The 4919-nt window shown below is 63.9% G+C and carries 2 protein-coding genes and 1 pseudogene; 2 read left to right on the top strand and 1 reads right to left on the bottom strand.

From position 1 onward, the window contains the following. Positions 1-1125 (bottom strand): NAD(P)-binding protein (locus VMR39_RS25625; protein WP_325420552.1); only part of this gene is annotated, 1125 nt, incomplete at its 3' end. 401 nt (positions 1126-1526) lie between these two features. On the opposite strand from VMR39_RS25625, the gene VMR39_RS25620 reads away from it, so the two are divergent. Both VMR39_RS25620 and VMR39_RS25615 read left to right on the top strand, forming a co-directional pair. Next, complete coding sequence (locus VMR39_RS25620) at positions 1527-3710, top strand: sugar nucleotide-binding protein (RefSeq protein ID WP_325420550.1); 2184 nt, start codon at positions 1527-1529, stop codon at positions 3708-3710. Between the two features lie 120 nt (positions 3711-3830). Continuing rightward, positions 3831-4919 (top strand): annotated as a pseudogene (locus tag VMR39_RS25615) (DEAD/DEAH box helicase); the annotation flags it as partial.

The following is a 4919-nucleotide window of genomic DNA, read 5'->3' as shown; positions in this document are numbered from 1 at the left end:
GTCCAGCTCGTCATAGGCATTTCCGCCGATATGCGGGCGTCGATCGACCAGCAACACCTTCTTGCCCCCGTCGGCGGCGAGCCTTTCGGCCATGACCGCACCTGCGAAGCCCGCGCCGACGACCATCACGTCATAATGTTGGGGCGCGTCGCCTTTCCAACTGGTGGGGGACACGATGGGGTGGGAATGCGCGCCGCGCGAGATGCCTTCGCGGATCAGGCCGTGCATTTGCTGGTATGTCTTGTCCCACGACATGCCGGCCAGCACCTTGTCCGCCTCCGGCAGCCAGCTTCCGCCCTCTTCCGCAAGCTCCAGCGCTTCGTCGCAGGCGCGGACGAAGGCGTCGCCGCGTTCCGCGATGCGCACGGCTTGGATCGCACCGTAATGGCGGATGACGTCGGCAATGGGCGTCGACACGACCGGCTTGCCGGCGGCCAGATATTCCGGCGTCTTGGTCGGGCTGATGAAACGGGTCGCATCGTTGATGGCGAAGGGCATCAACGCCACGTCCCAGCCCGCGATGCAGCCGGGCAGCTCGTCGTAGGATCGGCCCCCCAGAAAATGCAGATTGGCGCGGCACGGCAGATCGGCCTCGCTGATCTTCACGACCGGGCCGATGATCTCCAGATCCCATCCGGGACGTGCATCCGCAAGAGCGGCGAGCAAATCGAGATCCATACGTTCATCGACCACGCCGTAGAAGCCGAGGCGCGACCTGGCGCCGTTTCGCTCGGCGCGGCGTCCGGGCGGGGCCGTGCGTGCCTGGGCGAAATGCGCCGCATCCACGCTGGAGGGAAAGGGATAGACATGGTCGTGCCTGTCCTTTTTCGCTTCATACAGGCTGTAGCCGCCTGTGAACACAAGGTCCGCCTGCGACAGCAGTCGCTGCTCCAGAGGCAGGAGTTCAGGCGGCGCGCCCTTGAAATTGGCCAGTTCGTCCATGCAGTCATAGACGATGCAATCTGCCATGACATGCTCCGAAAAGGGCAGCATCATCGGCGTATAATACCAGCGGATGAACGGCCCCGCCTCGCCCGCTAGATACAGGTCGAGCAAGGCCTTCAGCTGCTCTCCGTCCTCTGCGCGATCACTTTCCGCAGGCAATTTCGGCGTGATGACGGTCACGCCGCTGGCCGCGCATCTTTCCACGTGCAGGTCTGGAGCGTTCAGCCCGACGACATGGCAAGGTTCTTCCCAAAAAAGGACGCGGGCTTGCGGGGCAAAGCGCCTCATCAGATGCTGCGGGCGCTGAAAGACGAAGTTCCAGCGAAGATGACTGAAGCAGATGAGCGTCGGGATATGGGCGGACTTGATTGATCCAGATTTATGCCACGGGGAGTTCTGGATCATGTATGCGAACCTTTCTGCGGGATGAACATTAGCCTAACTGCGCGCCGGGACGGTCTGTTCCTCTACCATCACTGATCTAGGTTGCTGCGTTGTCGTTATTTCCAGACTTCCGCTTGATTCGGCTTTTTTTGAAGAAATATTCGTCCCCTATGACCAGCCCAGAAGCGAAGATGAGCATGCAGCCGCAACTTTGGGGCGGTGTGGAATGCACCGTCAACCGTGTCCACAACAGTTACCGCGACCAAATCCGCGCGACCGGGCACCATGACAGGCCCGACGATCTCGACCTCATCGCGCAGACAGGCATTCGCGCGATCCGCTATCCGCTATTGTGGGAAAGGATAAGTCCCGACGCTGCGGAGGATCGCGACTGGCGCTGGACCGACGAGCGGCTAGATCGGCTGCGTCAATTGGGCATCAGGGTCATCGCGGGACTTGTTCATCATGGCAGCGGCCCGGCCTACACCAACCTGATCGATCCGGGCTTCGCGCCCGGTCTTGCCAACCATGCCGCCGCCGCCGCGCAGCGCTATCCCTGGATCATGGACTGGACGCCGGTTAATGAACCGCTCACGACCTCCCGATTTTCCGCCCTGTATGGCCACTGGTATCCACACCAACGGTCGGAACGAAGTTTCTGGCTTGCCCTTCTGAACCAGATGGACGCTACGCGTCTGTCGATGCGCGCCATCCGGCGCGTCAATCCCTCTGCACGGCTGATCCAGACCGACGATCTTGGGCGCACCTATGCCACTGCAGCCCTGCGTGAGCAGGCCGGGTTCGATAATTTGCGGCGTTGGGCGGGCTGGGATCTGCTCTGCGGGCGGATCGGGCCAGATCATCCCTTGTGGGATCGCCTATCCGACTTCGGTTTTCAGGACCGGCTGCGCGCCATAGCGGACGATCCCTGCCCGCCGGACATTATCGGCATCAACCATTATCTGACGAGCGACCGATTTCTCGACCACCGGCTACAACGCTATCCCGCCTCCAGCCACGGCGGTAGCGAAAACCAGCTCTACGCCGATGTAGAGGCGATCCGCGCGCTGGACCCACCGCCGCAGGGATTGGAGGGCGCCCTGCGCGAAGCGTGGCATCGGTACGGCATAGTCCTGGCGGTGACGGAGGTGCATAATGGCTGCACCCGCGAGGAACAGATGCGCTGGGCCGCTCAAGCCTGGGACACTGCCGTGCAGCTTTGCAGGGAAGATATTCCCATCGAAGGCGTAACGTTATGGTCGATGTTGGGCAGTTCGGGGTGGAGCAAATTGCTCACCGCGCAAGGCCATTACGAACCGGGCCTGTGGGACGTGAGCGGCGAAGCACCGCGCGCGACGGCGCTGCTGTCGCTGGCGCAAGCGCTGTCGCAACAAGGCGAGCGTCCCTTGCTGGCACAAGGCGGCGGCTGGTGGCAACGGTCGCTGCGCATGGGCCATCCCCCGGTCGCTCGCCCTGCCCCCATGAAGGCGCACCTGGCGGGACGCCTGCCGCGCTCTTCGGCGCAGCCGCTGCTGATATGCGGCGCCACCGGCACATTGGGGCAGGCTATGGCCCGCGCCTGCCACCTACGCAACATTCCCTTCCTGTTGACGGCCCGTTCCGACGTTGACCTGGCGGCGCCGTCGAGCATCGCCCCCGTCCTCGACCGGAACGCGCCCTGGGGCATCGTCAACGCGGCAGGCTGGGTACGGGTCGATGAGGCGGAAGCCGCTATCGCCCCCTGCATGACCGCCAACGCCACAGGCGCGATTGCGCTGGCCCGCGCCTGCGAGGATCGCGGCATCGCCTCCCTGTCCTTCTCCAGCGACCTTGTCTTCAACGGGGAAAAGGACGCGCCCTATGTCGAAAACGATCCAGTCGATCCGCGCAACGTCTACGGGCTTAGCAAAGCGCGGATGGAGGAAGGGATAGCCGCGCTTGCCGGCCGGCATCTGATCGTCCGCACCGCCGCCTTCTTCTCGCCGGACGACGATTATAACTTCGCGGCCGATGTGGTTCGGTCGCTGACAGAAAGACGCGAGTTCGTCGCGGCGGACGATCTGATCGTGACGCCCACCTATGTCCCCCATCTGGTCGCCACCGCATTGGACCTGCTCATCGACGGCGAGGCCGGTCTGTGGCATCTGACCAACGGTATCGCCCTGTCCTGGGCGGATTTCGCTCGGCAGATTGCGGAAAGATGCAGCTGCGATCCAGCGCATGTGCGCTGCGTGCCGCATCGGTCTTTCGGATGGGCAGCGGAGCGGCCGGCCAATGGCGCGTTGGCGAGTCGGCGCGGCGCCCCCCTTCCGCCGCTTGCCGCTGCCCTCGATCATTTTGCAGATCATCTGCCGGCGCGATGGTGCCGACGCGCCGCCTGAAGATCGATCGGCGCATTTTTACCGTCACGCGACCAAAATGCCGCACGGGCGTTACGCCGTGATGAACCGATATTCCTCCGCATCATTCCGTGCTGTTCTCCCTGAAAAAGTCATCGCCGCATGACGGATGCGACAGCGGGCTATGGCGAGGTTGCCCTGCAACTGGCGCGGGCACTTGACGCGGGCGATTTGCTCTATCTTGCCGACGACGATCAGGCAGCGGAAGATATTGCCGCCGCGCTCGACGCGCTCGGCTCGCCCTGCCCGGTAATTTTCCTGCCGTCGAGCGACACCTTGCCTGGCGACCGCGCACCTGCATCGCCCGCCAATATCGGTCGGCGCGTGTCCGCCTTACGGAAGCTTAGACGTCTCGCGCAGGACCGGCAGCGCGCCCCTCTCGCGCTGATTATGAGCGGAGAAGCCGCCGCGCGACTTTACCCCGCCCCCGCCTCTCTCGACGCCGCGCCGCCGACCCTGCATGTGGGCGACTCCATCGACATGCACAGCTTCGCCGCCGACATGCTGGCGCTTGGCTATGTGACCGACGACCGCGTGGACGAACCCGGAGAGATTGCGGTTCGCGGCGACTTGATCGACATTTTCCCCTCCGATGCCGGTATGCCCGCTCGCATCGATGTCGCGCAGGGCCGCATCGCAGGCATTCGCCGCTACGATCCCGCCACCCAGTTGACCGAACAACGCTGCGACACGCTGGAAGTGGGTCGCGCAAATGAGCCGGATGGGGGGGCGGAGTCATCTATCCTCGGCCATCTACGCGCCGGTCGGATCTATCGATCGGCGAAGGCCGAAGACCGCCGGCAGCGCTTCATCCGACTCGCGACACAGGCGGCAGGCGACGGCAAGATCGACGCGGTTTCGCAAGAGCGCTGGGCCGAAGAACTGGCCGCATGGGCGGGGGCGCAAGCCGATCGGGTCCTGACGGACCTGGTTCCGCGCTTCGTCGAGAAACGCGCGCCGTTGCCTGCGCTCAAACGCTTCGCCGCGCCCCTGCTGGAAAAGGATAGACGCTTGCTTCTGGTCGGCAGCGAGCGCGATCTGCGCTTCTTGCGGCCGAGGATTGCAAAGTTGTTCCAGACCGAGGTTGAAACGGTGAGCGATCTGCGGGCGATCGATACGATGCCTCCGGACAGGATTGCCGCCCTTGTCGCCCCGATCCATGAGGGCGTCGTCGACGACAGGCTGGTGATG

This window comes from Sphingobium sp. (assembly GCF_035511395.1).
Classification (GTDB): Bacteria; Pseudomonadota; Alphaproteobacteria; order Sphingomonadales; family Sphingomonadaceae; genus Sphingobium.
This window is presented reverse-complemented; position numbering and strand designations above follow the sequence as displayed.